Annotated in this window: 21 protein-coding genes; 10 read left to right on the top strand and 11 right to left on the bottom strand. The window is 43.7% G+C overall.

Annotated elements, in window-relative coordinates; all coding sequences use genetic code 11:
- Nucleotides 1-125 precede the first annotated feature (125 nt).
- The 7 genes from ATK78_RS13515 (at nt 126) to ATK78_RS13485 (ending at nt 8,078) form a co-directional block, all read left to right on the top strand.
- Nucleotides 126-746 carry an RNA polymerase sigma factor gene (locus ATK78_RS13515; RefSeq protein WP_166664883.1) on the top strand — a complete coding sequence of 207 codons (621 nt, stop codon included), beginning with the start codon at nt 126-128 and terminating at the stop codon, nt 744-746.
- A 57-nt stretch (nt 747-803) separates the two neighbouring features.
- Nucleotides 804-1,766, top strand: a complete 963-nt coding sequence (locus ATK78_RS13510; RefSeq protein ID WP_133576655.1) for a FecR family protein — start codon at nt 804-806, stop codon at nt 1,764-1,766.
- 92 nt (nt 1,767-1,858) lie between these two features.
- Nucleotides 1,859-5,236, top strand: coding sequence for a TonB-dependent receptor (locus ATK78_RS13505; RefSeq protein ID WP_133576654.1), 3,378 nt, complete (start codon nt 1,859-1,861; stop codon nt 5,234-5,236).
- A gap of 14 nt (nt 5,237-5,250) precedes the next feature.
- Nucleotides 5,251-5,997 carry a hypothetical protein gene (locus ATK78_RS13500; RefSeq protein WP_133576653.1) on the top strand — a complete coding sequence of 249 codons (747 nt, stop codon included), beginning with the start codon at nt 5,251-5,253 and terminating at the stop codon, nt 5,995-5,997.
- 32 nt (nt 5,998-6,029) lie between these two features.
- The gene (locus ATK78_RS13495) at nt 6,030-6,353 is read left to right on the top strand and encodes a hypothetical protein (RefSeq protein ID WP_133576652.1); all 324 of its coding nucleotides are present in this window, start codon (nt 6,030-6,032) and stop codon (nt 6,351-6,353) included.
- A gap of 163 nt (nt 6,354-6,516) precedes the next feature.
- The gene (locus ATK78_RS13490; RefSeq protein ID WP_133576651.1) at nt 6,517-7,284 is read left to right on the top strand and encodes a DUF2185 domain-containing protein; all 768 of its coding nucleotides are present in this window, start codon (nt 6,517-6,519) and stop codon (nt 7,282-7,284) included.
- Between the two features lie 173 nt (nt 7,285-7,457).
- Nucleotides 7,458-8,078, top strand: a complete 621-nt coding sequence (locus ATK78_RS13485; RefSeq protein WP_133576650.1) for a metal-dependent phosphohydrolase — start codon at nt 7,458-7,460, stop codon at nt 8,076-8,078.
- Between the two features lie 66 nt (nt 8,079-8,144).
- Here ATK78_RS13485 and ATK78_RS13480 read toward each other — a convergent pair whose 3' ends face one another.
- The 8 genes from ATK78_RS13480 to ATK78_RS13445 form a co-directional block, all read right to left on the bottom strand.
- The gene (locus ATK78_RS13480) at nt 8,145-8,804 is read right to left on the bottom strand and encodes a hypothetical protein (protein ID WP_133576649.1); all 660 of its coding nucleotides are present in this window, start codon (nt 8,802-8,804) and stop codon (nt 8,145-8,147) included.
- A 306-nt stretch (nt 8,805-9,110) separates the two neighbouring features.
- On the bottom strand, nt 9,111-11,474 hold the full coding sequence (locus ATK78_RS13475) for a TonB-dependent receptor (RefSeq protein ID WP_133576648.1): 2,364 nt from the start codon (nt 11,472-11,474) through the stop codon (nt 9,111-9,113).
- Between the two features lie 14 nt (nt 11,475-11,488).
- Nucleotides 11,489-12,700, bottom strand: a complete 1,212-nt coding sequence (locus ATK78_RS13470) for a hypothetical protein (RefSeq protein WP_133576647.1) — start codon at nt 12,698-12,700, stop codon at nt 11,489-11,491.
- Nucleotides 12,701-12,705: 5 nt separating this feature from the next.
- Nucleotides 12,706-13,746: a hypothetical protein gene (locus ATK78_RS13465; protein WP_133576646.1), complete on the bottom strand. Its 1,041-nt coding sequence runs from the start codon at nt 13,744-13,746 to the stop codon at nt 12,706-12,708.
- A gap of 29 nt (nt 13,747-13,775) precedes the next feature.
- On the bottom strand, nt 13,776-14,933 hold the full coding sequence (locus tag ATK78_RS13460; RefSeq protein ID WP_133576645.1) for a hypothetical protein: 1,158 nt from the start codon (nt 14,931-14,933) through the stop codon (nt 13,776-13,778).
- Between the two features lie 37 nt (nt 14,934-14,970).
- Nucleotides 14,971-15,861 (bottom strand): HmuY family protein, encoded by an 891-nt coding sequence (locus tag ATK78_RS13455; RefSeq protein WP_133576644.1) that lies wholly within the window; start codon nt 15,859-15,861, stop codon nt 14,971-14,973.
- A gap of 3 nt (nt 15,862-15,864) precedes the next feature.
- Nucleotides 15,865-16,581 carry an HmuY family protein gene (locus ATK78_RS13450; RefSeq protein WP_133576643.1) on the bottom strand — a complete coding sequence of 239 codons (717 nt, stop codon included), beginning with the start codon at nt 16,579-16,581 and terminating at the stop codon, nt 15,865-15,867.
- Nucleotides 16,582-16,596: 15 nt separating this feature from the next.
- Nucleotides 16,597-18,942, bottom strand: coding sequence for a TonB-dependent receptor (locus ATK78_RS13445; protein WP_243732524.1), 2,346 nt, complete (start codon nt 18,940-18,942; stop codon nt 16,597-16,599).
- 362 nt (nt 18,943-19,304) lie between these two features.
- Here ATK78_RS13445 and ATK78_RS13440 point away from each other — a divergent pair, with 362 nt between their 5' ends.
- The 3 genes from ATK78_RS13440 to ATK78_RS13430 are packed head-to-tail and all read left to right on the top strand — an operon-like array spanning nt 19,305 to nt 23,046.
- Nucleotides 19,305-20,156: a heme/hemin ABC transporter substrate-binding protein gene (locus tag ATK78_RS13440; RefSeq protein WP_133576642.1), complete on the top strand. Its 852-nt coding sequence runs from the start codon at nt 19,305-19,307 to the stop codon at nt 20,154-20,156.
- Nucleotides 20,146-21,204 (top strand): FecCD family ABC transporter permease, encoded by a 1,059-nt coding sequence (locus ATK78_RS13435; RefSeq protein ID WP_133576641.1) that lies wholly within the window; start codon nt 20,146-20,148, stop codon nt 21,202-21,204. The genes ATK78_RS13440 and ATK78_RS13435 overlap by 11 nt, the downstream gene beginning before the upstream one ends.
- A gap of 6 nt (nt 21,205-21,210) precedes the next feature.
- Entirely contained in the window at nt 21,211-23,046 is a 1,836-nt protein-coding gene (locus ATK78_RS13430; RefSeq protein ID WP_133576640.1) for a heme ABC transporter ATP-binding protein, read from the top strand.
- Here the strand turns inward: ATK78_RS13430 and ATK78_RS13425 are convergent.
- The 3 genes from ATK78_RS13425 to ATK78_RS13415 all read right to left on the bottom strand — a co-directional run bounded on the left by ATK78_RS13425 (nt 23,043) and on the right by ATK78_RS13415 (nt 26,254).
- Complete coding sequence (locus ATK78_RS13425) at nt 23,043-24,017, bottom strand: helix-turn-helix transcriptional regulator (RefSeq protein WP_133576639.1); 975 nt, start codon at nt 24,015-24,017, stop codon at nt 23,043-23,045. The two genes, ATK78_RS13430 and ATK78_RS13425, sit on opposite strands and share 4 nt — an antisense overlap.
- 80 nt (nt 24,018-24,097) lie before the next feature.
- Nucleotides 24,098-24,667, bottom strand: coding sequence for a hypothetical protein (locus ATK78_RS13420; protein WP_133576638.1), 570 nt, complete (start codon nt 24,665-24,667; stop codon nt 24,098-24,100).
- Nucleotides 24,668-24,802: 135 nt separating this feature from the next.
- A complete protein-coding gene (locus tag ATK78_RS13415) occupies nt 24,803-26,254 on the bottom strand; it encodes an MFS transporter (protein WP_133576637.1) in 1,452 nt (483 codons plus the stop codon).

Genomic DNA, 26,254 nt, shown 5'->3' with positions numbered 1-26,254 from the left:
TTAACATATTCGAGGTCTAACTCAAAAGCTTTATTCTTTATTTAAAGAGACCATAATGCCTCCGTGTTTTCCGAACAGATCAATGTTAATATAAACTTAATCTGTTAAATGATACCTTTGCCGCCGTGAACAGCAGGAATGATAAAGAGTTACTGGATTTAGTCAGGGTTTCGGATACAGAAGCTTATGCTGAACTATATAACCGGTTCTGGAAATCTCTTTATACCTATGCCCTTAAAAAGATTGGTGACGAAGACGATGCATTTGATCTGGTTCAGGAACTCTTCATTGAACTGTGGGACAGGCGCGGAAACATTCCGGAAATTACCGTAGCTGTTGAAAATTATTTACATGGTTCTGTGTTTTTTAAGCTTGCAAAATATTTCAGGACTAAAGGATTCAGGGAACAGCATCAAAAGAACTTTGAAGCCTTCTTAAAGCACGAGGGTGTATCAGAATTTGCTTCCGATCCATTGCAGATTCTGGAGAACGAACTGCAGTACGACAGTATCATCCAGGTCATTCATACCACCATCGATCAAATGCCCGGTAAAATGAAAGAAATTTTTATCATGAGCCGGAGCGGACAATATTCCATTTCAGAAATCGCAGAACAACTCAATGTGTCACCACAAACGGTTAAAAATCAGGTAAGTAATGCACTTCTGAGATTGAGAAAATCAACATCAGAACATAACCTGTCCACCGCTCAACTGTGTATCCTGACCTGGTTAACAATTTCTTAACAGAAAGCTAACAATTTATTTCTGGTACTAATGCCGCACTGTGGAACATGTATATAGATGGCACACAGAAAAAGAAATTTAGCTGACCTTTTTGAAAAGATCCATGAAGGCAAAGCAAACACCAGTGAGAAAGCACTTGCAGACCGCTGGTACAACCAGCTCGACTTAAAAAGCGGTCGGGTGTTTTCAAGTGGGGATGCAGAAGAACAGACCAGGCTACGCATGCTGGGCAACCTCAATGCACACATCTTCCAAAAGAAAAGTACATTGATCCAGCGTTTACCCGTATGGACACGTTATGTGGCTGCAGCCCTGATATTGGTAGTCTTTTCTTTTGGCTTGTATACCATGTACCGCACATCGGTAAGTCCCGAAATGTTTACGGCAAAAGCCGGCAACCAAAACATCAAAAAGATCACATTGCCGGATGGAACCCAGGTTGTTCTGAATACATCAGCTGAGCTATCCTGGGACAGTGACTTTGGTGAACATGAACGACGGGTAAAACTGTCTGGTGAAGCATTTTTCGATGTGAAAAAGGATGCCGCACATCCCTTCATACTGCAGTCGCAGAATATAACCACAACCGTTCTGGGAACCGCATTTAACGTAGAGTCCCACGCACATGAAAACCAGATCAAAGTATCCCTTGTTCGCGGTCATGTCAGAATAAACGATCGTGAAAATCCACATAACCAGGCAGAACTTAGTCCGGGGCAGATGATCTGCTACAGCAAAGACCAGAAAAAACTGGAAGTCAGATTGATCGCCGTTGAAGACCCGTCTGCATGGATGCGCGGAGGCCTGGTGTTTGATGAAATTCCGCTTGCCCTGGCGCTCGACAGGCTTGCTGCCAGGTATCATACCGTAATTAAATACAACACACAGAAATTACAGGGTAAAAATGTAACGGCTTCTTTTGAAAATGTATCCCTGGAAGAAGCGCTTCATGCCATCCTGTTTATGCACGACCTGAAATTTACAACAAAGAAAGGAGAAATAATTATAGAAAGATTTTAACGAAGACAGTAAATACAATACCTCATAAATAGAGGGAAGTGTAGCAACCACTTCCCTCAGCATTAAAAAACCCGTTTTACACAAGTATTTAAATGAACTACAAAACTAATAAAAATCAGCCTATAACAGGCAGACGAAAGCAGATGGTAATTTTTATGACCTTCATCATCTGTTTACTGGTTACCATATTCCATCCGCTGCGTGCGGAATCACAGCCCGATGCACTGGCAGAAAAAGTATCAATACGGTTAAAAATAACCAATGCTGCAGCGGTGGTAAAAGAACTGGATAAGCAAACCAGCTATTCTTTTTCGTATTCACAAGCACAGCTGGCCTCAGTGAAAATTGAAAACATAGATTTTAAACAAGTTACGCTCGCACAGGCGCTGAAACAATTGGAAGACAATTATAGATTCAGTTTTGCCATTTTGAATAAAACCATTTCTGTAAAACTGGAAAGTAAAACAGCACCTTCAAATGTAACGCCTGCCGTTAAATCACAGAAGCCAGGAAGAATATCGGGCAAGGTGATGGACGACAGGGGAGAGCCGCTGCCCAGTACAAACATCAGGGTTTTAGAGACCGGACAAACTACACAGAGCAGCGTGGATGGAACATACCAGCTGAGCATGGCCGATGGAACTTATACCCTGGAGCTGAGCTATATCTCTTTCCAAACCAAAAGGGTTACCCAGGTACAGGTTAAAGGCGGACAAACCACATCGTTGAACATCGTTTTAAACCCGGCAAACAATGCGTTGCAGCAGGTAACGGTTACCGGAGACTTTAAAAAAGAAAGTACCGCAGGATTATACTTGCAGCAGAAAAATGCAGCAGGTCTTACGGATGGTATCTCGGCCGAGCAAATAGCCCGTACACCCGACAGACATGTAGGAGAAACACTGTCCCGTATTACCGGAGTAAGTACTACTGAAGGTAAACGTGTAGTGGTAAGGGGAATTGCAGAACGTTACAATGTGGCTACGTTAAACGGAAGCACACTTCCAAGTACAGATGTTCAGGAAAGAAATTTTGAGTTTGACCTCATTCCGACCAACCTGGTAGAACAGGTTGTGGTGGCTAAATCCATTACGCCGGATATGCCTTACAGCTTTGCCGGGGGATTGGTACAGATCACTACAAAGGCAGTCCCAACTGAAAACTTTACATCTTTCAATGCAGGCACGTCCTTTAACGATCGCACCATGGGAGAAGATTTTATGAGCTATCGCCGCGGAAAATATGATTACTTTGGGTTTGATGATGGAGATCGTAAGATCTTTCCAAAAGACCTCATCCACCTGAATGGCGTTTACAACCCACTGGTATCAGATGCGCAAAACGTAATCAAAGCGGCACAGGTAGCCGAACAAAATAAACGTATTGGTGGTACTGAGCGTTTAGGCACCAGGAGCTATGCCGCCGCACCTTCGCAGAATTATCAGTTCAGCTTAGGACAGGTATATAACCTGAGCAATACAAAGGTTAGGAAGATCGGATTTGTGGGCTCCCTGAGTTATCGCAATACGCAGCGAAATAATTATATTGCAAATATGCGCCGCGGTAGCTGGAGCATTAGGCCTACCGATGCAGATGATCCGGAAGATGTCAACACGGGGAACCAATATGTTTTCAATACGTCTTTGGGAGCCATGTTAAATGCTGGTTTTAATACCGAAAAGCACCAGCTGCAAACCTATAATCTGTATACACGGATCTTCGACAACGTGTTTAACCGCATTAGCGGATGGGACTGGGAATCCCCGAAAAGCGCTGATAATAAATATCCGGGTATTCAGGAAAATGAGCGTCCGAAATTTACCGACCTGCTGCAAAACAAGTTAACAGGAAAGCATACGCTGGGAAAATTTAAGGTCGACTGGAATGCTTCACGTACTCATCTTAAACAGGCGGAGGAAGATGCCTCCTCAGCAGATCTGGGCAATAAGGAATACGCAAATTATGCCCCTTTGTACCTTTATTTTCCTGCACAATCAAGCGATCCAGGGTGGGGAACTTTGTACCGCGGACAATTTGTTTACAAAGAGATCAATAAGGACATCATCGTAAATGGAAGCTATAATTTCCATTTGGGGAATACCACGCATACAATTAAGACCGGGTATAATTTTATGGACCGGCATGCCTGGTATGACTGGATGATACTCCCAATAGCAGTAGCCAGTGCCGGAAGTTCCACGTACCAGGAAATTCCGCTAAAGGATTGGGGAAACTATATGGACATGGCAAATCCGAGAACAAGTTTATTCTATAATCCTTCGAGATATTCTGACGCTGGTTTCGAAGGGAAATCTGTTACCCATGGAACCTACCTGATGCTGGACAATAAGATTGGTTCAAAGCTCAGGTTGGTATGGGGGGCCAGAGCAGAGTACTTTAGACTGGACACCATCAGGAATCCGTCAAGCAGGTTAGACAATCAAAATCTTAAGCTGATCTTAGGCGAAAAGAAAGACTGGCAGTTTCTGCCCTCGGCGAATATTACCTACAGCCCTGTTGCTGACCTGAACATCAGGGCTGCATACGCCAGATCTGCGATAAGGCCGGGATTAATGGAGAACTCCAGATTTTCCCGCTACGACTTTAACTATGGGTCTGAGGTAACCAGTCAGGGTGTAACCACCACTTTGATTGACAATTACGATGCAAAGGTAGAGTGGTTTCCTGGTGCCGGAGAGATTATTTCAGCAGGATATTTTTACAAATTCTTTGATAAACCAGCCGAATTCTATAGACTCAACAATAATACCGGTGGTTCACCTTATATCGCCCTTGGCAATTCTGAATGGGCAAAAGTACGGGGCTGGGAGTTTGAACTGCGTAAAAACCTGAATTTTATCAGTCAGGAATCCGCTGTGCTGAAAGACATCTACCTTAGGGGTAACCTGACGATCCAGCGGTCTGAGGTACAGGGCCGCGAAATCGTATATGCCAAAACTGCAGACTTCAGGGATTCTACCTATTATAAATACCTAAAATATCCCCGTCAGCTGTACGGACAGGTTCCTCTGCTCTATAATCTGGGTGCAGAGTATGCCGGCAAGCGTTTTGGAATCAATGTCATGTACAACTACATGGATTATAAAACTTTTGTAACTGCCAGTGAGCCGATGCTGGCTGAGTATGAACGCCCAAGGGGACAAATGGACCTGCAGCTTAGTTATCGCTTTATGGGTAAAAAAATGGAAGCCAGGCTGAATATGGGCAATCTAACTGATGCCCCGCACCGCTTCTTTATCAATGACCATGCTACGTACGAAACAAAGCCAGGTACAGATGGACAACTCAATCTTGAATGGGGAGACCGGTATGCCTATAAACCAGGTTTTTCAGAGAAATTTGAAAAAGGGTATACGGATAAGGATACCAAGCAGTTGATTGGCGACCGCGAAACCTTTACCCGCTATGTAGGGCGTACCTACAGTTTATCCATATCCTATAACTTTTAATAGAAAAATAAATAATGAAAAGATATTACATGATTGTTACAGGCATCATCATACTGCTCATGTCAGCCTGTAAAAAAGAAGGTGAGTTGGTAATCAAGCCGATCAGGTCCGCACAAACACTGAATTTCCGTGGATTTGTACTCGGTGATACACTGGAGCAATATTTTGATGGCAGGAAATTACGTGAATTTTATGCGACTTCTTTTTATAACGGCCGGATCGTCTTCGATAAGGAAGGACCAGTTCTTATGGAGCTGAAAAGGAAAGGAGATAACAAAGTGTTGTATTCAAAGAATATTGAACAGGATGCAGCGGCTACAGACAAGCCGGTTAGCTTTTATTACGATGGCGTTGAGGTTAAGGAAAAATATTCATATCCCGAGGCCATTCCGGGTATTGAGCAGATTGCCTTTTATTTTGATTTCCCTTCAGACATGCCAGCAGATATTGTATATGGAGATGCTTCGGGAGATGTGAATTCCGTACAATATTTAGCGAGAAATGTACAGCCAAAGCAATGGGTTGATTTTTTAAAGATTCCGCCATTAGACGGACAGGAGCTTTATGTGTTCCTGTTAAAGGCTGGAAAAAAGGAATTTTTGATAGACAATAACTTCGAATTGAGCTATTTGCAAGCCAATTTACCTTTAAAAGATGGCTATCCGGGAGGGGGTGTACAAAGTCTGTACTTCCGCTACGTGGATAATAATGGCACGAAGGGATTCCAGACTGAGAATTTAGTGAATATTTTTCCCAGATAATCGCATGGGTATTAAAATTTTGACCACATCCTATGCAGGGTATTAATAAAGCGAGGCATCTGCATTTGGTAGATGCCCTGCTGCAACTTGAAGATCTCATTGCCGGTTTGGAGATGAGCCCGGAGCCATATGCAGAACTTAAATCAAAACGATTGGAGCTGGAAGACAGCTATCGGGTTTATTTAAATATTCTGGACCGGCTTGCGTTTCACATTGCAACTTATGAAGACCTGTTCATGGAAGTCAAAGTACAGTATGCGGTCAATCATTTTAAGGAGTTGAAGAAGCAGGTGCAACCAAAGAGCCTGGCTGCTGAAAAGCTGAAGGAAAGTATTGTACTTGCTTGCAGTACTTAATAATTGATCAATAAAATGCAGGTGTCTAAGGACATCTGCATTTTTAATAGGGTAATCTGGCTAACTCTTATATTTTTTATAATTTTAAACATTCAGCCTTAAATTTACCATTGATGCTAACCAATTTGCTGTTTGTTTGTTATATGCACTATATCCCTTACAAATGAATTCTTTCAAAGAACAAGACCAAAGTGAAAACAATTTCGACAATTTTCTGTCCATTGGCGGATTAATGGTTTCAAAAATGGTGGCTGATGAACAGATCAAACCACGTTTTATGTACCGGGAAAAAAGAACAAGGCCCGAGGATAGTGGTTGGAGGATTTTTACAGGTTTTGAAACTGAAGAATATACCGATGATCCCGATAACACCGGCATCTACAACCCCTCAACGATTCTAAAGATTGACCCTTCTATTGCAGGTATTTTACTAAAAGGTATCGGTTCAGTTTATGAACGGATAGAGGACGACGGCGAATGGTACAAAGTTACCGACTTTGAGATGGAAGACGATTATATGGTTACCCACAGAATAACAGAAAAGTGGGTCATCGAAATCAACAATCTATTTGAGCGAAGAATAGAGGAAGGCGGTGAATTGTTTTATACAACAGGGGATAAGTCGGTCAGGATTGTGATCTGGAATGAAGCAGATAAGGATAAAGAAGCACTATATGTTGAACACAAAAAGATCTCTGAGACCAGAGATCAAACAATTGCCATAACATTAGAGACTTTTGATTTTTCAGACGATGAAGTGGCAAGGATCGGTTATTTAATACAGGAAGAGGATGAAAATAAAACTTATGGCGTAATCTACGGTTTCTCCATTATAGACAACCAAATTGTGCAAGTGGTCGTTTATTTTGATGATGACGAAGATTTGAATTGGGCAATTGAAACCTGGAAGAATATAAAATTGGTAAAATAAAGTCTGAATAACACCCCATAATCATAGGTGATTTTTGAATAACTTGTAGGATGCTATTCTTTTAATCATCAAAATTGTGTGGCAACATTGGCATATCATTTATGGTAATCATATTTGCGTTTAAAACATTATGCTCATAATTGCTGTTGCTAATTCTCAAAGCTTCTTAACCATTGAAAAATACAAAGTATACCCTAAATTTAGTAGAACAGCACACCGTGACAGATAATCCAGTTAAGATTTCTAAGCAGAAACAATTGTTTGAATGGGTGACATGGAAGCACGCCGGGCAGTTGATCAAACAGACAAACGAACCCTACACGAACCATCTGATTGCCGTAGCTAAACTAGCTGGACCATTCGTTGAACTGGGATATGAGATCGGGCTTTGTCATGATTTACTGGAAGATACAGATACTACGGATACCGGGTTAAAGGAAGCATTGTTGAATATCGGATATACCGACGCCGAAGCTGGATTGATTACCCGTGGTGTCGTGGAACTTACAGATGTTTATACAAAGACTTCATACCCAGATCTAAGCAAAAAAGAGCGAAAGGAACGAGAATCAAAACGCCTACTCAGTATCAGCCCAGCCGCTCAGACGGTTAAATATGCTGATTTGATCTATAATATCAATTGGGTTTTAAAATATGACCGCAAAGATGCGTACCGCTATTTAGAAAAAAAGCAACGGTTACTAGCAGATTTAACACGTGGCAATGATACCCTTCGTCAACAAGCATTAAAAGCAATTTTTCTGGGGCTAAAAATTGCAGTCAATAAAAGTTAAGGTCTGGTAATTCTTGAAAAACTGGTTCACAGTCGTTACTGGTTCATAGTTGTTATCGGTTCACGGTTATTTCTTCAAACAGCTGTGATCAGAACTCGTTCTAAAAGCTATTAACTTTCTAAAGTCCACATTTAAAGAACTGGCTGGTTTACATGCCACCTCCTTACTTTGGACCTGCTCAGGTTGTGGATTATCTGAAGAATGAGACCTTATGGTATACTTTTTCTCCAGGCAATGAATAGACTTTTCTTTGACTACATAATATCGTCGTTCAGTTATATTATCCTTAGTTGCACCCTCTGCAGCACCTCCAGATTCAAAACTCCAGGTTACCTCTTTTAAATGTGCGAAGAATAACTCATCGTCATTTACAAAATACTGGTCGGTAGCAGAATAATGATCATACTCGCTATAGGCATGTTTAATGATACTCAATTTCCCCTTGTCGAAGAAATAGGTAACCGTGCCACGTCTTTCGCCGTTGCAGTCGTATTTAAATGAGGTAGAGTCCAGCGAACCACTTTGTAATTTATTAACCGTAGCCGTATAAACCTGTTTAATTTCTTCAACTGAGCTTGGACTAATGGCAATGCTGGATGGATCGGTGCCAACAGCAGGGGTATCCTGAATATTTTCTTTTTTTACAGCTTCCCTGTTTTCAGACTCCTTACTTTGTCCGCAGGATACTAAAAATAGGAATACGATTGGGTAAATATAGTTTTTCATAAAATGATATACTGGTTATTACCTTAACTAACAATCTTAAACAGCTTTGGTTGTCTGCAAGCTAATTTTATTGAGGTAATTTCAAAAACAAATGACAAGCGTTTTATGTAAATTTGATATGGTTATAAGATCAATATTTCATGGAGAAAGAGGAACAAACATTTGATCAGGCAGAATTGGAGCTTTTAAAAGAAGGTTTAAAACGAAGCTATAAGGAGCGTTTCGAAATGGCTACACGTTTGTATAAAATACAACAGACCATGAATAACGCTTCAATAGCTCACAAACCGTTTGTCTTAAAAGACCCTATAACTTATAAAACTGATAATTCAATCCCAAAAGAAATACCCTTCCCGGTTGTGATGGTACCTTCTGATCCACAAAATTAAGCAGGTTCTCTGCAGTTAACCGCACAGACATGCGGTTGCCCTTTAATTTCTTTTCAATGCCCGCATTGAGCAGGTAATGATCCCTTACAAACGTATCAAACCGATCCATATAACCATTGTTGTTCTTGTCACTAAATGCATATTGTCCGCGATAGTTTACCCGTACGTTGGCACTCAGCTGAAGTGGTGAATAGGTATAAAAGATCCGGCCGTTAAACATGTGTTTTGATCGGTTCTCGATACCCCAGTAATCACTGGCAGAGGGCGTATAATTTACATAACCAGTATTGGGATCAAACAGCGGAGCGTTGTATTTGCCGCCTTCCCTGATCTCAGCGCCAATGGTACGGTCTTTAGCTAATAGGTATTGATAGCCCCCGCTAATCTGTAACCCGTTTACCGGGGTAACGCTTACAGATAACTCCGCTCCCTGGTAATAAGCTTTAGCCTGGTTACGGTAGGAATAGATGAGGTTGCCGCTAATATCCCGGCCTACAAGAACCGTATTGATCTGGTTGTTGATGTCGTGATAAAAAACACTGGCTTCCGTTCTAACCTTATTGCCCAAGCCTTCCCAGATCACGCTGAAATTATAGGATTTACTCATTTCTGCATTGAGTGCCAGTCCTTTGATCTCGTCGTACACGGTTTCCAGTTCGTATTGACTAACCTGTCCGCTTTCACGAAGCTGGTTAATGGTATTTCGCAATACGGCACTTCCCACCATGATGTAATTGTACGATGGATTGTAAAAGGTCTGGTATTGTTTGCGCAGATCGGGAGCTTTAAAAGCAGTGCTATAGGCGGCTTTAACCGTTAGGGTAGGATGGAGCTTATATTTCAAGGCCATACTTGGATCAAGGCGCCAGCCATAGCTCACGATATGGTCATAGCGTAGACCTCCGGTAATTTCCAGTTTAGGAAATACTTTCCAATTTGCCTGGGTATAACCAAAATATGCAGTAATGCTGTTCTGATCACTCAGGATATTTTCATCTATATTTTCTGTGGTGCCACCAAATCCAGTGATCACATCCAGCTGATCTGGAATGGTATAGGTAAGCTGCTGTTCCAGCCGATGCAGTAACTGTCCGAATTTGCTTTGACTGATGCTGTCGCCCTGCGATAGGGTAACGCTCATGTCGGCATGGTATCGGGTAAAGTAATAACGGGTCATGCCGCGCCATCGGTTATTAAAACGATGGTCAAAATTGGCAGAAAGATTCAGGTCCTGCTCATCCAGAACATCTTCAGTCTGATATTTTACACCAAAATCTTTACTCATAAAACTGCGTCGCAAGCCAAAGCGGCCCATGACAGACAATAGGTTCTGTTCATTAAAACGGTATCGGAAACGGCTTTGGGCTGCATAATTGTCGTACGGAGGTGCTGTAGTCCCTTTGATGATGCCCTGACTGGTATTGAATCCTCCGGTATGATAATAGTTCGTGTTCAGGGCAATGCTTCCTTTCCTATTCAATAAAGGAGTTTCTCCATCCACAGACACATCAATTGTTTCGTTTGTACCATAATTAACGGATGCATAAGCTTGCGATGCATCTATTTGATGGCGGGTAATCACATTGATCGTTCCCCCAAGGGCATCACCTCCGTACAGCAGTGATGCCGCTCCTTTCGTGATCTCTACGCGTTCTACATTGCTGATGCTGATGCGCGACAAGTCAAAATTGCCTCCATTACGGCCAACCATCGGTTGTCCGTCTAAAAGTACAAGTACATACTCACTGCCAAAGCCCTGCATCTGTACACCAACGGAACGTGACCCGCCTGTAACATCATTAATAATGGCAATACCGGTTTGTTCTTTCACTACCTCATCCAGCCTGCGGCTTCCCATCAGTTCAATGGTCCTTCTGTCAATGACGGTAACGGGCATGATGCTGTTCTCTATCTTGATGAGGGATTCTGCATTGCGGTTTCCAAGCTTCAGTGCCGATACATTTACATTCTCCAGCTCGTTTTCCGTTTTCTTCAGGATGATGTTGCGGGTATTGATCCCTGCTGATAGGGAAAGGGTATCCAAGTAATCACTGTAACCAATATTTTTCACTTTGAGCACAACTTTGCCGGCAGTCAGGTTTCTAAACGTATATAAACCCTTGGCACTGCTGCTTATTGCAGACTGACCTGCCGTAACGGTTGCCCCTGCAATTACCTGCCCATCACTATTGCTGATCTTTCCCTGTAAAATAGCTTCTTGTGCAAGCAGCGTCGTAAATTTTCCTAGAAAAAGGACCAGGAATATAGAAATTCTCTTCATGAATATTAACTGCTTTAGTCTTTCGTTTTAAGATTGCGGGAACCGTCTTGCTGTATAAAATACCTGAACGTAAGGTAGGGCGATGGCCAGTTCCTGTCGGTAAGCACTTCCGGTGCTCCCTTGTACATGCTGATCAGCTGCAGCTTGCCATATCGGTAGCTATGCTGACCGGTTGAGGGATCAATACTTTCCAGACGCAGGTAATAGGCGCGGTACGGAAATGGTTTGGCAATGTAGGTAGTTCCGAACTCGTACCAGGAATTAACGCCAGGGCCAAATTCAGAAGCATAGCCAATCTGCATATAATCGGCAGGGGGGGTGTCAAAGAACACATCCTCCGGAGCTTCATTCATAAAGTCATAACCATACTCATACATAATCAATGACGACTTAGTAATGGGGCTTCCTGCACCAGGACCAGATTTTGCACGGCCGTTATTGAGCCATACAGTACCGTTAAGCTCGCCAGTAAAGGCAATATCCCAATCTGCCGTTTTCAAGTATCTCGTAGAATCTGCCGCATCACGGATAAACTGCTGCCATCCATCCTTAAAACGAAACAGGAACATGCTGTATCTTCCGGCAGCCTTTCCACTTTTGCTGTATTCTATCTGTACAAAATTTGTGTTTTGGTTATAATTGGCATCGTTTACCATGAGCGCCCATGCTTTTCCATTGAATTGGTACACCCGGTTGTTGTCATTGTCGCGATAAGCCCAGCCCGCCTGCGGGTTAACTGGCGGGGAAGAGATATAACCCCGCCAATTCACAAAAATACTGTCGTTTGCTGCTATTCCTTTATTTCCGTCAATTCCCATTTGATACCATGCCTTACTGCGATAGATATACCGGTAGCCGTCTGCTGTATTCAGGTAAGCCTCATTATCAGCTACAGGAGCAGGGTGACTGCTGGCATTAGCAAGCCATTGAATACCCGCCTCGCTGCTGGCATCTACACCAGCAGCTGCGTTAATGATCTCATTGCCATAGGGTACAAAACGGATGGAGTCTGTCCAGCTGGAGTTATAATAACGCTGGCGTAAATACAGATCCCCATTGGCATAATTATCATCCCAGCCATCGGTGGCCAGGGTGTCACCAGGTAAATCATGCACCACCGTACTGCGGCCGTCTTCATAACTCGGGGCCATGTCTTCCAGCTTGTAGCAGGAAACCAGCAGGCACAGCAGTGGACAAAAAAGAAGATAACGGATTATTTTGACCATATCACCTATCTCGCCTGAACAGGCGTTGTTTTACTCAAAAATCCACGCATATAATAAGAAGAGAGCGTAGCCGATTCAACCGGAACAGATTTATAGATAAACCGGTATTGGTTAACCGTTTGTCCAATGTATTTATCAATGTTAGGAAGGGTAACCTCTACCTTGTTGTCTCCTTTAACAATCCCGTCTCTGATGGTTAAAATTTCGAAAGATGGAGAAAAATAGATCAGCACATAATCGATATTCCTTGCATGGTAATAACTTGCAATTTTACCGCCGTAACTGTCACTGAAAGAATAATTGATGGTTATTTTATCACCGGAGTGAACTGCTTGTCCATCTTCAACAAGACTGGAAACCGGGTTTGCATTGCTGATGAACGGCGTTAAAAATTTAACATTCACACTTTTGGCCACTCTTGTTCCTGTTTTTACAAAAACCTTATGCATTCCTGTGTCCTGTTCTACTGAAAAGGCCGGAAGATTTGCAAGGAGTGAATAATTTGTCGTCCTGTTGCTGACCAGCGTTAACGGGATTTCAACACCGTCCGAAACCCGCTGCATGTAAGCAATAACCTGGTCAGGGGTTGTGCTGCCTAAAAAGTATTCTCCGAAAATGCTCAGTTGTGTGCCGTTTAACCACGTGATAGGGCCGGAAACGCTGGAGATCGCCGGGATCGGTGTTTTGGTAACTGGGTTTAACCGGTACGTTTTAACACTCCCGTCTTCTGCCGTTACGGTGTAAACGGTACTTTTAGTAAAGGGAACACTTGCTCCGGATGCCGGACTGATCGTGGCTTTACCATCTACAACAATAACCGGTGCAACGGTAGCAGGCATGGCAACATCAGGGTTCCAGTAAACCGTAATGCTGTCGCCACTGATCAGGCATTTGGTAGAGTCACCGGCACTGCCCAAAATGGTAAACTGTTTAATACTATTGTATGGACGTTTTTGATAATCGTATTCTGTTTTGCTGCAGGATTGTAAACCCAATCCCCCAATAAAAAGGACAAAAAGAAGGAGGTTATATATTTTGTACATCATTTGATTTTTATAGTGTAATGGAATATTTATTATTTTTTTGCTGTTAGTTCAAAGGCGCTGTTTGGAACTGAGCTCAGTAAATTGTCTTTGCCCCATGCTGCATCATTAAAGTCAAAATATATTCCCAGCCCGGTATAGTTCAGTATATAGCCGGCTTCACCACCGCCGCTGCTAATGTTCGCTTCATAGAAGCCCAGAGGCAGTTCCGGGAACTTAACTTTAATTTGTGTGCGGGTTTGGCTAACGATCTCCAGTTCAACGGGTTTGTCAAATAGGTCCTCAGGGAAATTAGCCGGTAAACGCACGAGGTATCTCTTTGTCAATTTCATATACGCACGGGAAACACCGGTGTTTACGCCGCTATAATTTCCAGACTGGTCACTGCCCCTTACATTTAAGGTAACCGTTTCTCCAACAGCATGCGTTTTACCCAAAAAGTCAAAGTATGGTTTTTTATAATTCAGATGGATGGTAGGTAATGTGGTTTTTCTGCCCTGATGTTCTACCTGGATGTAGTAATCCCCGTTTTGAACCTCTGCAGATACATAGGCGGTGATGAAATGGATCTCAGTTGACCGGATTACCTCAATTACCTTTAGCGCATTGGGAACAACCGCATTTGTGGCTTTGTTGATTAAAGTCAGCTTTGCATTTTTAGCGCTGGATTCCAGGTTCCCGTAAATGGTGAAGCGGGAATTAACCAGCACATCCTTAGGCGTAGTATCATCTGCAACGGTATTTCCGTTTGCATCACGTTTTGTAGCATAACCTAATTTTAGCGGGTCTTTATGCGGTGAGATCTTAGTGATTAGTGTGTATTTGCGGATGTTATTTTTATTGTCTTTAACGCGATAGCTATATCCAACGGTATCAAAAGGAACAGGTTCAAGGTCTTCTCTGATATCTACGCTATTGCCATCGGCGTCGATTAGGGTTGCGCCTTCTTCCAGCTTGATCTCCGGAACAATAAAGTCTATGCTTAAATAATAAGGCATATATACGGTGATGGTGTTGTCAACATCGTCTACCACACCATTCAGCACTTCCTGTGCATTGGTTACCGTGTAAGCGGAAATGTGGTTTGCGGGTTCAGCATCATAAGGCACCACCTCTGTCTTTTTGCATGAAGATATGAGCATACCCACGCTTATGGCCAGCGCCATAAATGGTAATTTAGTTTTATTCATCTACTTGAAAATTTATAATTAAAAAAAATAGTTCGTTTTATTGGCCCACAATTACGCTCCTGGTACTGAGGTTTACGGTCATCGGCTTTCGGCGGGCGGTGAACCCAAACCGTTTCTCATCGGCCTTTACCACCATATACCTAAAGCTGACGGCATTGCTTCTCCCTCTGTTCATTTCGTAAGGATCGATGGTGTTTTTATAATAGCTCAAAATCTCCACTTTGGCATAATTGCCGGCTGCAGTTCTAACCAGGATTGTTCTGCATTTGGTAGAGTCACCATTGGTGGTAACCGGAAATGCTTTTGCAAAGCCTTCCGACAGGGCGTACATCATATGCGCATATTTACCTGCTTCTGCTTGAGCAGCAGGGTCATAACTATTATCCTGGTATCCCACCACTTTATCAGGACGGAATATATTACCAAAAAAGGTGTAGGCTACATGCCCCATAGGCTCTCCAAAAAAACCAATTTCATCAAGCCCTGAATGTCCGGGAATCTGGAACTTGCTGTCGTCTGGTATGGACAGGATCTTACTGTATGCGGAGTCGGTGACAATGATTCCTCCTATTGCAGAAGAACCATATCCAAAGCCATTTACTTTTCCATTATTTCCGGATAGTTCGCCGCGTGCATTACCATGAAAAGCCAGGTCCCAGCGATCAGTCGTTTTATAGGCGAGGTGTGTAGAGGAGAATTTCTCCAGGCTGAAATAGATCGGATCATCGCTGTCTAAAGGAATGTGTCCGTCTGGCAGGTTATCGCCAAGGTTTCGGATCATGATCTCGCGACTAAATACCGAATCACTTGGTGCCAGGTCGGGCTCCCAGTCAAACCCGTTCTTATCGTATATCTTACCGCAGGAAGATAGTAATCCGGCAATTGAGGCAATGGCGATGAAAGTTTTTAAGATCAGTTTCCGGTTCATCAGTTATTTGGTGTTAAGGTTGCGACTGCCATCCTGCTGCACAAAGTAGCGGAATGTAAAATACGGTGCCGGCCAGTAAAGCTGGGTAACTACCGGAGGGTTTCCTTTGTACACGCTGAGAATTTCCAGCTTGGCATACTTTCCGTCCGCAAGTCTTAATACGTAAGTATTATTGGTAATCCGTTTCATGAGGTGTGTAGTCAGATCATAGGTAAACCAGCCATTTGGATTGTCATTGGCATACGTACCTATTTTTGTATGCTTAACCGGGGCACTGTCAAATTCGTTATCTGACGGTGCGGTACTCACGTTTTCATAGGCTTGTTTAACCAATATTACGGCAGTCCGGGTTACAGTACCGGCATATCCGGGATTACCTGAATAACTGGCATTATTGAGAAATATTTCACTATTGTAAGGACCGGTAAAGGCCAGGTCCCATTCCGCAGTTTGGAGCCATCTTGCTGAATCTGCAGCGTTGCGCAGCCAGGTCTGTCTTTGATCGGCAAGGCGGAAAAGGAAAACATCAAATCCTATCTTCGTTTTACCATCGCCAGGATCACCAACAGAGCCGTTCGTATCTCCCGCCAAATCATAGATAACGGTACTTTTGCCGTCTTCAAGTGTATTCGAAGGATTTTCTTCTTTCTTTTTACATGCGGTAAAGGTAAGCGGAACAACCAAAAACAACCACAGATATCTACGTATCAATTTTTCCATATTCATGTATAATTATTAGTCTTTATAAAACCGGTAGGAGAGCCCCAGTAGTAATAACCTGCCCGACTGCCCGGGCATCAGCCTGTCGGTGTAATCCATTACATTGTCTGCCGTAAGCTGTATGCTTATATGCTGGTTCATCATTTTCTTTTCCAGTGCAGCGTTCAATAAGAAATATCCACTCACAAAGGTGTCGTAAGGGTCGGCGAAACGGTTGTTGTTTAAGTCGTCAAAGACATATTTTCCGCGGTAGTTTAATCTTACGCTTGCAGTAAGGTCCCAGAGCGGGTATCGGTAAGACATCCTGATGTTGGCCATATGGCGCGACCGGTTTTCGATGCCAAAATAGTCAGACAACTTAGAGGGTCTGTCCATCCCGGTTTTAAAGTCCAGTACCCGTGAATAAGCGCCTTTACCCAGTCTGATGCTGTCCATTACGCCTTTGTCTTTTGATACGAGGTACTGGTATCCTGCACTTATTTCAAATTGAGTGCCTGGATTAAAGGTGATCGTACTCTCTAAACCGGTGTTAAATGATTCCGGTAAATTCTGATAGGTGTAAATGTCACGTACCTCCGTACCGGTTGCTACACGGATGCTGTTGATCTGGTTGCTGATGTTGTGGTAAAACCCATTGATGTCCAGCTTGATCTTTTTAGCAGGTGTGTAGGTAAAGCCACCGTTGAAGGACAACGAACGTTCGGCCTCCAGGTTTCGATCCAGCTGGTTAACCAGGTATTCCCTAATCTCGCTGATCTGACCGGCATCTTTCATTTGGTTGAGCGTTTCGCGGAGCAGCTCTGTACCTACAACCAAATAATTGGCAACAGGATTCATGAATACCTGGTAGCGCTGCCGGTAATCAGGCGTTTTAAAGCCGCTGCCCAGTGCCATTTTTAAGGTTAGCTCTGAGGTGACATGATATTGTAAACCCAGGCTGGGATTAAGCTTGCCCCCAAATCTATTGTGATGGTCGTAGCGCAGGCCACCTGTTATTTCCAGCTGCTTTAGTGCCTGCCAGTCGCTTTGCAGGTAGCCAAAGCTGCTCCAAAGTCCCCCGGGTACGCTAAAGTCGCGGTTATCCATCTTTTCGAGGCTGGCACCAAGTCCACCGGTAAATTTTAGCGTATTACCTGCAGCATAAGCAAACTGCTGCTCAAAACGGTGCAGGATCTGGTTAAATGCTTCAGAACTTGCTTCTGCACCGCTTTGCTGCCATACTACGTTCATCTTGGAACGATAACTGGTTAAATAATAACGACTCATGCTGCGAAGCCCATTGTCAAAATTCTGATCAAAGGTTGCCGACAGGTTGAGATCTGTAATGTTTTGTGTATCGCCGGATGTATTGGTGGCCTTGCCCCCTGAATAGATCTGCTCCATGTAAGATTTGCGAACGGAGTACCGCCCGCTAACACCCAAAGTGGCACTTTCACTGCTGCGGTATCTTGCCCGCCCCTGCAAGCTGAAGTCGTTATATGGCGGAGCGGTTGTGCCGCCAGACAGGTAGGTTGGATCTGTATTGAACCCATCCGTCCGGTAGTAGTTTGCAGAAAGATTGACCGATCCGCGCTGAGATGCAAAAGGGGTTTCGCCCTCTAGAACGGCATCTAAAATATTTAAACTTCCATATCTTAAGGAAGCCATACCCTGGGGCTGTACGGCTCCATGGCGGGTAACGATGTTGATGGCACCTCCTAATGCTTCACTACCGAACAGGCAGGATGAAGCACCTTTGATGATCTCTATTTTTTCTATATTGTTTACGCTAATGCGTGACAGATCAAAATTGCCGCTGTTCCGGCCCATCATGGGCTGGCCATCAATCAGGATCATGACATATTCGCTGCCAAATCCCTGCATTTGCAGGCCTACAGAGCGTGAGCCCCCGCCAATGTTGTTCACAATGGCGATTCCTGTTTGTTCTTTTAATACCTCATCCAGCCTTCGGCTGCCCATCATTTCGATCTGCCTGCGACTGATCACTGTTACGGGCATCGCACTGCGTTCTATATCAATCAGGTTATCCGGGTCAGTTTGTTTTGATGATACCTTTACCTCGTCCAGGTTGTGCTCCTTGCCGGTTAGCTTAATTTCTATCTCCGTTGTTTCTGAAGGATAGATGCGGACAGTAGCATTGAAACCTGCTTTGCCGATGAGAGATACCCGTAACTGATAGTTACCGGCAATGATATTTTTAAATGAAAACACACCTTTTTCATCAGTTTGTACCGTATGTCCGTCTGGCTGTAATACCAGGGTTGCCCCGGATATTGTTTTGCCAAACTCATCCTGTACGGTACCCTTAAAATTGCCCCTGATCTGCTGGGCATTTAAGCGGGTAGGTGTAAGGAGGGCCATTAGGCAAAACATACAAAAGATCTGTAGCAGAAAACTATAAGTATAGGATTTGTTATTTTTATTCATTCTAAATAAAGGACGGTGCAAATGTGGGGATTAGATCGGATAGTTAATTTGTTCTATCCGTATTAAGATTTGTTCAATGTGTATTAAGATTTGTTCTATCCGTATTATTTCGGGGTGCTTTTATCTGGAGTTAGCAGGGTTGGTAGTTGAAATTTATCCTGCATTTATCTTTATGTCAGCTTATTAACTGATTTATTTTATCCGGATGTGAATACCGTGATTCGGGATTGCCAAATATCCGTACAGTTTCAGTACTTGTATTTAGATTGATTAAATGGTTGTTTTGTAAAAATAATATGAGATATATCTTCTATAGCAGTATGCTTTTGCTGGTGTTTCTAACTGGCATAGAAAGTTCCGCTGCACCGTTTAAAAGAATTGTTACGCTTGGAGGGGCCATTACAGAAACCGTAAATGCTTTGGGTTTTGGGGCTCAGATTGTTGCGGTAGATGTAACCAGTGAGTATCCTGATTTTGTTAAGAAACTGCCTAAGGTAAGCCGAAACCGTTCTATATCTGCCGAGGGCATTATGGCTTTCCGTCCGGACCTGGTTATCGCTCCATATGGAGATGTACCGGCTGCACTTGTACAGCAGCTTCAGGCTTCAGGCATCCGCTTTGTTGCGTTAAAACAAGAATATTCTGTGAAAGGGGCAATCACATTCATTAAAGCGGTTGGAGACGTACTGGGTGTTGCTGAGAAAGCGCAGGTACTGGCAAAGCAAACGGAGCTTCGTATTCAAAGCGCACTTACAAAGACCAGATCCAATAAAAAGAAACCCAGGGTACTCTTTATATATGCGCGGGGAACAGGCACCATGACTGTAGCCGGAAAAGGCAGCAACATGGAAGCTATTATTAACCTGGCAGGCGGATATAACGCCATACAGGAATTTAACCGCTATAAGAGTTACAGTACCGAAGCACTGGTTAGTGCCAACCCGGATGTGATCCTGATGTTTGACTTTGGACTGAAAAGCCTGGGCGGCGTTAAAGGGATCATGGGTATGCCGGGGGTAGAATTTACAAAGGCAGGGAAGAATAACCAGATTGTCGCTATGGATGGGGATTTACTCATTAATTTTAGTGTCAGACTGGATCAGGCAATTTTAGCATTGAATAAGATATTAATGGAATATGGGGGTTGAGGGTAGTTTCAAAAAGAAAATAATATACATCAGCCTGTCCGCAGGGCTGCTCCTCGCCATTCTTTTTTCATTGGGTATGGGGGCAATGAAAATTCCGGTTTTAGACGTTCTGGCTATTTTTTTAAATAAAACAGGTTTGGCTGCACACATCACTGTTGATCCGATGTATGAAAATGTGCTGCAATTTGTCCGCCTTCCGCGTGTACTGCTTGGCTTACTGGTAGGTGCTGCACTGGGTATATCTGGTTCTGCCATACAGGGCATCTTTCGTAACCCGCTTGCCGAACCCGGCCTGATCGGGATCTCTGCCGGTGCATCCTTCATGGCAGTAAGCATCATTGGTCTTGAATTCGTGCTGTTTGCAGGTTTGGGCAAGGTACTGGGTTTCTACCTGCTTGCTTTCGGATCTTTTGCAGGGGCTGGAATTGCAGCGATGCTGGTTTACCAGCTTTCTAAAACCGATGGCAAGCCAAATGTGGCCACGATGCTGCTTGCCGGCATTGCAATTAACGCGTTGGCGGGTGCATTAACCGGACTGATCACCTACCTGGCCGATGAACAGCAACTGCGCACCATTACCTTCTGGATGCTCGGCAGTCTTGGCGGTGCCAACTGGCAGGTGGTCAATTCATTATTTCCTTTTGTACTCATTCCCGTCATTTGCCTGCCTTTTTACAGCAAAGGACTTAACCTCTTTGCCATAGGAGAACACCAGGCGGAGCAGATCGGTTTAAACCCCGGACGCATTAAAGCGCGGGTAGTGTTTCTGGCCACACTGGCCGTCGGTGCCTCAGTTTCTGTAACCGGGATTATCGGGTTTGTTGGCCTCCTGGTTCCTCATACCATTAGATTGATGGGCGGTGTGGATCATAAATTTGTGTTGCCGGCCTCGGCTTTACTCGGTGCACTCGTGCTCACCTTATCTGATATGCTGGCGCGAACCGTGGCGGCTCCTATAGAACTACCAATTGGAGTGATTACGGCATTGCTGGGTACACCCGTGTTTCTATATATATTGGTTAAGGACAAGAAAAAAATACTTTATTGATACGTTATGCTTAGGGTAGAATCAGTCAGTTATGAAACGGGAAACCGCTTGTTGTTAAAAGACATTTCTTTTAGCATCAAAGGGGGAGAGATGGTCGCTATTCTTGGTGCAAATGGAGCAGGCAAATCCACATTGATGAAGATCCTCTGCAGGGAGAAGCAGCCCACTGCAGGCCGGGTATTGTTTGATGGCAAAGATCTTCGTGAGTACAGCGCAAAAGAAATGGCCGCTAAACGCGCTACCCTATACCAGCAGAATTCGGTAACAATGGCCTTTACCGTTCAGGAAGTTGTCATGATGGGCAGGTATGGCCACTATAGCAGCAATCCTGCAGAACGCGACCTGCGGGCCATGCAGGAAACCATGGAGGTATGCGGGATCAATTACCTGGCAGACCGTTCGATGCTTACGCTATCTGGAGGTGAACAGCAGCGGGTGCACCTGGCCCGGGTACTTGCCCAGCTGTGGGACAATAAGGAAGCTTTGCTGCTGCTTGATGAACCAATCTCCGGTATGGACCTTCAATATCAGCACCAAACCTTAGCGATTGCTGCCGCACTTGCAAGCAAGGGATTTATGGTGATCTCTGTGTTACACGATATCAATCTGGCCGCTCAGTATGCAGACCGCATCCTGATGCTGAAAGGGGGAAGGAAATGGTGGGATGGCTCCCCAATGGAAGTGCTTACCTCACAACATATTTATACCGCTTTTGCCGTGCATGCACAGGTAGAAACAGATCCAAAAACACTCATCACCCATGTGGTTCCTGAAGGCGTACTGCTCAATGCGGGTACATTCAATTCAAACATGGCCATAAACTATAACAATATGACCCTTAAAGAAAAATACCAGGCCTATCAACAGGCACACCCAAAAAAACGGATCCTCGATATTGCGAAGGATTTTAACATTAGCGAGGCACAGCTACTAATGACCGGCTTAGGCGATCAGGTCACTTTGCTCAGACCCGAAATGGACAATATCTTAAAACAAGTGGAAAACCTGGGCCATGTGATGGCACTTACCCGGAATGAGTATTGTGTAAACGAAAGAAAGGGAACTTACCAGAACTTCTCCCAAACCCCGCATGCAGCCTTGTTTTTAGGAGAAGATATTGACCTCCGTCTTTTTCTATCAAAATGGAAACTGGCATTTTCAGTTTCGGAAGGGGATAATAACAGTTTACAGTTTTTTGATGAAAGCGGAAATGCGGTGCATAAGATCTACCTGACCGGGCAGAGTGACAAAGAGAATTTTATAAAACTTGTGGCCCATTTCAAAGCCGAACAGCAAGCTTTCTTTGAGATTAAACCAGTCCTGAAAACGAACCGCCCGGAACGCCGTGATGCTGAAATAGACATTCAGGGTTTTCATACGGCTTGGAACACGATGAAAGACAGTCATGAGTTTTTCGGATTGCTGCACAGATTCGGGCTTAACCGGATGCAGGCACTTCGTTTGGCCCCGGAAGGCCGTGCCATGCAGATGAGCCTTGAATCTTTTAGAAGAACAATTGCCCACTGTGCGGTAAATGAAGTTCCTGTAATGATCTTTACCGGTAATGAAGGGTGTATCCAGATCCATACCGGCAGTGTAAAGAATCTGGCACCAACTGGTTCCTGGTTCAATGTGCTGGATCCGGAGTTTAATCTTCATGTCAATGAAGATGGGGTAAGCAGCTTATGGCACGTGGTTAAGCCATCTACAGACGGTGATGTAAATTCCCTGGAACTGTATAACAAAGATGGAGAAGTGATCTTGCAGGTCTTTGGCAAGCGCAAACCGGGTATTCCGGAACTGGAAACCTGGAGAGAGGCATTGGCCGGAATATTGGTTTAAGTCCTCACATCACTGGGTGTGATCCCGTAATATTTTTTGAAGGATTTGGTAAAGCTGGCCTGGTGCTTAAAGCCCACCAGCATACCTACCTCATACATGTTCTTTTTTTCCTTTACGATCAGCTTCCTGGCTTCTTCCATTCTCAGCCGGGTGATGTAGTCGTAGATGGTTGAACCGAAATATTTCTTAAAGCCGCTTCTTAACTTAAATTCATTCAGGAGGATCAGTTTTGAAAGCTGCTTTTGGGTAGGCGGCTGCCGGTATTGTTCCTGAAGGATTTCTCTGGCCATTTCCAGCTTGGTAATGTCCTCATCCCGCAGAATGTCTTGCTCATCATCCATAGAATGACTAAATTGTTCCAGCTGGTACATGATCAGCTCCAGCATCCGGGCATCAGTAAACAACCGTTTCAATGCACCATCCTGCTTGCATGTCCTGATCTCATCTATGGATCTGCGCATCTCGGGAGTTACAAAAAGATCAGCATCTGCAAAGGAGGTGTAGATGCCTTTTTCCATTTCCCTCACAAAGCCTTCATGCAGCGGCGAGGCCACATCAACCAGGTGGAGGTAGTAATCTTTAGACAGGACCGCCAAAAAGTAGACATAATCTACATTGGGTTTTATTTCATAAGCATCTTTTGAGGACGGAATATACCGGATGTTGTGCCGGCTCTGACCAAAAGTCTTCTGAACCTTGTTTTTTGATGGCCCCTGTTTACTAAAGATAAACTGACAGGCTATGGCTTCTCCCTCAACTTCAGTAAGTATGCGTACCTGTTCGTCAAACCTCATTTCAGAATACAACAAGAACAGGCCATTGGTTGATACCTGGTAATTATTCATCCCGATGGGCGCATCTTTAATGGTGACTTGCTTTTCAGAGATGCGGTGATCTGCCAGGTATTTATCAGGAATCTCTTCCAGGAAAAGCCATTCGCTATGGTTCTCTATTTTTGCTTTGATCAACATTGCCGGGAGCTATACATAAAATAAGGTGAGTATCTTCAACTAATGACCCAAACAAATATACGGTATTATTTATAAGGATTCTAAATAATGTAGTTGTTAGCAGGTTTTTTAATGCTGGAAGGCTGGATCATAAGCTGCAGCAACAGTCCACTTTTTTCGAAGTAGGTGACCGCTTCGAGCAAATTGTCAAAAGTAGAACGTTCCAGATGACGCTGCATATCTTTTACATAAGACATCAATGATTCATCTTTCCATGCCAGGATGCCCGTTTTTATGACGATACCAGGTTGAAAGCGTCCTCTTGATTTTAAAGATTCAAGAAACCCCCGGGTAATGTCTTCCATGAGCTGAGATGGATTGTTTGTGCCGTTATACAGATCAGGGAACAGACCAGTAAGCCGGATTGCGACGAGCTGGCTTTCAATACTGCAAGCCAATGTGATAAATGCACGTCGGATGTGATCGGTGTTTGTAGTCTCCCAGGTAAAGATCTCAGTCAGTTCATCTATTTTTTCAGCCGCAATCTTCATACGTTTCTTCGCTTCATTCAATGGTTGTTTGCGCATAGCATGACTATGAAGGTTAATCTCGTGGATTGCCTTTTTTAAATTCGCATCTGCTTCAAAATAATCAGTAACTGAATATTCCATTGATTTTAAGAGCTAAAGATATGACCAGGTCATGTGGATACCCGGGCATAGTGTGATCATAACTAAATTACGCTGGCGAATTTAAGAAATAAATGAATATTCATAATTGATTTTATGGAGAAATATCCGGACCAGTTATTCTGCTATATGAAGTTCATGCGTGTCATTTTTAGCTTTAGGTAGCAGGGCAAGCATCAATCCGGTCAATACCAGGCAAAGGATATTGGCGTAGGTGCTGTATTCAAATGCTTTGGTATAATTCCAGGTATTAGATCCTGTATCAGCCACGCTGTAAAAAATGCCGCCGATGATACAGATGCCCAATGCAGACGCCGTTTGCTGGAAGGTGCTGTAAACCCCTGCGGCAGCACCGGCAAACTTTTGAGGAACACCTTTTAAAGCCAGATTTAACAGTGATGGCAGCACCAATCCGTTACCCATTCCATAGATCCCCATTAAGATAAAAATGATGCCCCCGCTCACAGATGATTTAAAAAAGTGGATCTGAAGCGCAAAGGATAATATAATGATCAATATTCCTGATTGTGGAATAAGCTTGCCATATCTGGGCAGTAGTTTTGATGCCGTTACCGATGATAAAGTAAACAGTATGCCTGGCAGTACGAAATACAGACCCGCGTTTGCAGACGAAATACCCAAACCATTTTGTAGAAAGACCGCACTTGTAAGCAAGTATGACGTATGCATCATAAACTGGAACAGTACGGCAATTAAACCGATGCTAAAATCTTTATTGTTAAAAAGTTCCATATTGATCAACGGACTAACACCTTTTTTAAGCTTTTCTTTCTGATCGTAAATGAAATATACAAATGAGACCATAGAGAGCAACAAGAGCACGATACTCCATAGGGGCCATCCAGCTTCTCTGCCTTGTGTTAAAGGATAGATGAGGCAGAATAAGCCAAGGGTTAAAATGGCTATTCCAGAATAATCAAATGCAAGTTTTGCATGCCGCCCTGTCTCTGGTAAGAAGTGATGTGTGGCCCATAATGCCACTAAGCCAACAGGCAGATTGATGAAAAATATAAACCGCCAGCCATCTATAAACGTGTGGATCTCTGATAAATATCCGCCAAGCACCTGCCCGATAATGGATGCGATGCCTAAGGTAATGCCGAACCATCCAAATGCCTTGGCACGCTCTTTAGGATCGGTAAACAGTATTTGTATAAACGCGATAGCTTGGGGAACCATAAAAGAAGCACTCATGCCCTGAAAAAACCGGGTAACATTGAGTAGCAATGGCGTTTGTGAAAGACCGCACAAGCATGAAAACACGGTAAAGCTCAGCATACCCCAAAAGAAAACGGTTTTCCTGCCAAAGTCGTCACCAGCACGGCCGCCTGTAATTAAGAAGGAAGCATAGCCCAGTAAGTAACCGGCAATTACCAATTGGATCTGTCCGTCGCTGGCATGAACACCAATTTTTATAGATGGTATGGCTACGTTCACAATAAAGATATCGATCACTGACAATAGGGGAGCAGTCAATACGATGATCAGCGCGATCCATGGAGATGTGGTGTGTTTCATAATGTCTGCAAAGCTATCTAAATATTTCAT

The organism is Pedobacter metabolipauper (assembly GCF_004362715.1).
Taxonomy (GTDB): Bacteria; Bacteroidota; Bacteroidia; order Sphingobacteriales; family Sphingobacteriaceae; genus Pedobacter; species Pedobacter metabolipauper.
Note: the sequence above shows the minus strand (reverse complement) of the source record. Positions and strands in the feature narration are given on the sequence as shown.

What these genes read in the sequence shown, in the direction of transcription:
- ATK78_RS13510 (WP_133576655.1), top strand. Translation starts at nt 804, where the DNA reads ATGGCACACAGAAAAAGAAATTTAGCTGACCTTTTTGAAAAGATCCAT.
- ATK78_RS13505 (WP_133576654.1), top strand. Translation starts at nt 1,859, where the DNA reads ATGAACTACAAAACTAATAAAAATCAGCCTATAACAGGCAGACGAAAG.
- ATK78_RS13500 (WP_133576653.1), top strand. Translation starts at nt 5,251, where the DNA reads ATGAAAAGATATTACATGATTGTTACAGGCATCATCATACTGCTCATG.
- ATK78_RS13495 (WP_133576652.1), top strand. Translation starts at nt 6,030, where the DNA reads ATGCAGGGTATTAATAAAGCGAGGCATCTGCATTTGGTAGATGCCCTG.
- ATK78_RS13490 (WP_133576651.1), top strand. Translation starts at nt 6,517, where the DNA reads ATGAATTCTTTCAAAGAACAAGACCAAAGTGAAAACAATTTCGACAAT.
- ATK78_RS13480 (WP_133576649.1), bottom strand. Translation starts at nt 8,804, where the DNA reads ATGAAAAACTATATTTACCCAATCGTATTCCTATTTTTAGTATCCTGC.
- ATK78_RS13475 (WP_133576648.1), bottom strand. Translation starts at nt 11,474, where the DNA reads ATGAAGAGAATTTCTATATTCCTGGTCCTTTTTCTAGGAAAATTTACG.
- ATK78_RS13470 (WP_133576647.1), bottom strand. Translation starts at nt 12,700, where the DNA reads ATGGTCAAAATAATCCGTTATCTTCTTTTTTGTCCACTGCTGTGCCTG.
- ATK78_RS13465 (WP_133576646.1), bottom strand. Translation starts at nt 13,746, where the DNA reads ATGATGTACAAAATATATAACCTCCTTCTTTTTGTCCTTTTTATTGGG.
- ATK78_RS13460 (WP_133576645.1), bottom strand. Translation starts at nt 14,933, where the DNA reads ATGAATAAAACTAAATTACCATTTATGGCGCTGGCCATAAGCGTGGGT.
- ATK78_RS13455 (WP_133576644.1), bottom strand. Translation starts at nt 15,861, where the DNA reads ATGAACCGGAAACTGATCTTAAAAACTTTCATCGCCATTGCCTCAATT.
- ATK78_RS13450 (WP_133576643.1), bottom strand. Translation starts at nt 16,581, where the DNA reads ATGGAAAAATTGATACGTAGATATCTGTGGTTGTTTTTGGTTGTTCCG.
- ATK78_RS13445 (WP_243732524.1), bottom strand. Translation starts at nt 18,942, where the DNA reads ATGGCCCTCCTTACACCTACCCGCTTAAATGCCCAGCAGATCAGGGGC.
- ATK78_RS13440 (WP_133576642.1), top strand. Translation starts at nt 19,305, where the DNA reads ATGAGATATATCTTCTATAGCAGTATGCTTTTGCTGGTGTTTCTAACT.
- ATK78_RS13435 (WP_133576641.1), top strand. Translation starts at nt 20,146, where the DNA reads ATGGGGGTTGAGGGTAGTTTCAAAAAGAAAATAATATACATCAGCCTG.
- ATK78_RS13430 (WP_133576640.1), top strand. Translation starts at nt 21,211, where the DNA reads ATGCTTAGGGTAGAATCAGTCAGTTATGAAACGGGAAACCGCTTGTTG.
- ATK78_RS13425 (WP_133576639.1), bottom strand. Translation starts at nt 24,017, where the DNA reads ATGTTGATCAAAGCAAAAATAGAGAACCATAGCGAATGGCTTTTCCTG.
- ATK78_RS13420 (WP_133576638.1), bottom strand. Translation starts at nt 24,667, where the DNA reads ATGGAATATTCAGTTACTGATTATTTTGAAGCAGATGCGAATTTAAAA.
- ATK78_RS13415 (WP_133576637.1), bottom strand. Translation starts at nt 26,254, where the DNA reads ATGAAATATTTAGATAGCTTTGCAGACATTATGAAACACACCACATCT.